The organism is Cobetia sp. (assembly GCF_983723665.1).
On record NZ_CFDJES010000094.1, the window covers coordinates 9,900 to 11,885 of the forward strand.

General features: G+C 60.1%; 1 protein-coding gene and 5 tRNA genes. All 6 read left to right on the forward strand.

Features of this window, described 5'->3' with window-relative positions; all coding sequences use genetic code 11:
* The first annotated feature begins 509 nt into the window (after nucleotides 1-509).
* Nucleotides 510-1,139 (forward strand): alpha/beta family hydrolase, encoded by a 630-nt coding sequence (locus AC4FAH_RS10245; RefSeq protein WP_490245981.1) that lies wholly within the window; start codon nucleotides 510-512, stop codon nucleotides 1,137-1,139.
* Between the two features lie 216 nt (nucleotides 1,140-1,355).
* Nucleotides 1,356-1,431 (forward strand) — tRNA-Val (locus AC4FAH_RS10250).
* 78 nt (nucleotides 1,432-1,509) lie between these two features.
* Nucleotides 1,510-1,586 (forward strand) — tRNA-Asp (locus AC4FAH_RS10255).
* A 41-nt stretch (nucleotides 1,587-1,627) separates the two neighbouring features.
* Nucleotides 1,628-1,704 (forward strand) — tRNA-Asp (locus AC4FAH_RS10260).
* 49 nt (nucleotides 1,705-1,753) lie between these two features.
* Nucleotides 1,754-1,830 (forward strand) — tRNA-Val (locus AC4FAH_RS10265).
* A gap of 4 nt (nucleotides 1,831-1,834) precedes the next feature.
* Nucleotides 1,835-1,911, forward strand: a tRNA-Asp gene (locus AC4FAH_RS10270).
* Nucleotides 1,912-1,986: the final 75 nt, after the last annotated feature.

Sequence of the window (1,986 nt, forward strand, 5' to 3'; positions counted from 1 at the left end):
CAGGCCGAAGCCTCAAGAGCTGTACGCATATCACGACCTCGTCGGCAGTGGGCGAAAGCGCAGTGCTGGTGGTGACGGTGCTGGAAGCGGCGCTGCGGGAGCGGTCATGTCATCGACGCCCCTGTCAGGGCGGCAGGGCTGGCGCTGACCGATATCACGCGCGACCATGACCGACTGACAGGCCATCCCTCGCGCTGGAATGCAGCGTTTACCCCTCATCGGTTCCAGCGTTGTCTGGCGCGAGCCGTACGAGATCAACAGGAGAATTTCGCTTGCCCGCCGTCACTTCATCATCGGACGAAGATGCCAATGCGTCCAATACGGCTGAGGTTCCCAGCCCTTACGCCGAGGAAGGCTTTCGTGTCGCCAGCCTGGCCGATGTCGCCTCGGAGCTTGCTGCTCGCCAGACCATGTCCCACGACGCGCTGGCCGCGCGAGGGCCGTGGCGAGGCTGGTTGGCGGAACTGGGCCCGCTTGAGATCCATGGGCGACCGGGGCGTGCCCTGCTGTTGCATGCACATGGTGCCGGCGCCGGGCGTGAGACCGACTTCCATCAACAGTTCGGCGCTGCCTGCCTGATGCAGGACATGGCGTGGCTGGCATTCGATTTCGGCTATCTCGTCAGGATGCGCTGCGAAAGCCGCCGCCGACCGCCGCCCCGGCTGCCCGGGCTGATCGAGGAGATGGCGCGCTGGTGTCAGGCGCTGATGGCGTGTGTGGAGGCCGTCGACTCCTTGCGATCGCTGCCCTGGCTGGTCGGCGGCAAGTCGATGGGCAGTCGTGTGGCCTCCCATCTGCTGGTGGAGTTGACCCGGGCGGCGCATGCGCCGTTGCCGGTCGGGTGGTACGCGCTGGGCTATCCGTTTCATCCCACGGGCAAGCCCGACAAGTTGCGCATCGACCATCTGCCGGATATCCCGATGGCCGGTTTAATCTGTCAGGGCAGCCGCGATCCCTTCGGAACTCGCGAGGAAGTGACGGCATATCCGTTGCCGGAAAGCCTTACATTGCTTTGGCTGAATGATGGCGAACATGATTTCAAGCCACGAAAAGCGAGTGGCGAGACGCGTGAAGGACTGATTTCGCGTGCGGCGCAGGCCTTGGCCAATCACTCGGCGCTGGGCGGAAAACTGCAGTGAATCGTTACCATGCGAGGGGCATTACCCTGGCCTTCGACGGCGACAACGGCATGTCAGAATGATGACGCAACGCTGATGTTTACTGGCCTGCAGGCGAGATGCAGCGGGAAAGTCCTGTCTTATCAATACTCTGTCGCGGACGATTGCTGAAATTGCGCGCAAAAAAAGTATTGACTCATGGGCCGGATTCCGTAGAATGCAGCGCCAACGAGACAGGGGTGGTTAGCTCAGTTGGTAGAGCACCAGCCTTACAAGCTGGGGGTCACTGGTTCGAACCCAGTACCACCCACCATTTGAAAAAAGTCATTGCTTTTCAAAGCGTTACTTGATTAAATGGCCTGGTTCGTTAGCAGAAGCAAGCGATTGTCGTGGACCGGTAGTTCAGTTGGTTAGAATGCCGGCCTGTCACGCCGGAGGTCGCGGGTTCGAGTCCCGTCCGGTCCGCCATTCTCGTTTGTCATGCGCCCGATGTTGAGTTGTTCTGAAGTGGACCGGTAGTTCAGTTGGTTAGAATGCCGGCCTGTCACGCCGGAGGTCGCGGGTTCGAGTCCCGTCCGGTCCGCCATCAGAATCGCGAGATATCACCGCTGCTTGCAGCAAAGATCGTTTGTGTTGGGTGATTAGCTCAGTTGGTTAGAGCACAAGCTTCACATGCTTGGGGTCACTGGTTCGAATCCAGTATCACCCACCAATGCGGACCGGTAGTTCAGTTGGTTAGAATGCCGGCCTGTCACGCCGGAGGTCGCGGGTTCGAGTCCCGTCCGGTCCGCCATTCGATCTCATAGAATTCGTGAAACCCGAGCTTTCGAGCTCGGGTTTTTGCGTTTCTGGCTGTCGGAAAGTCTTC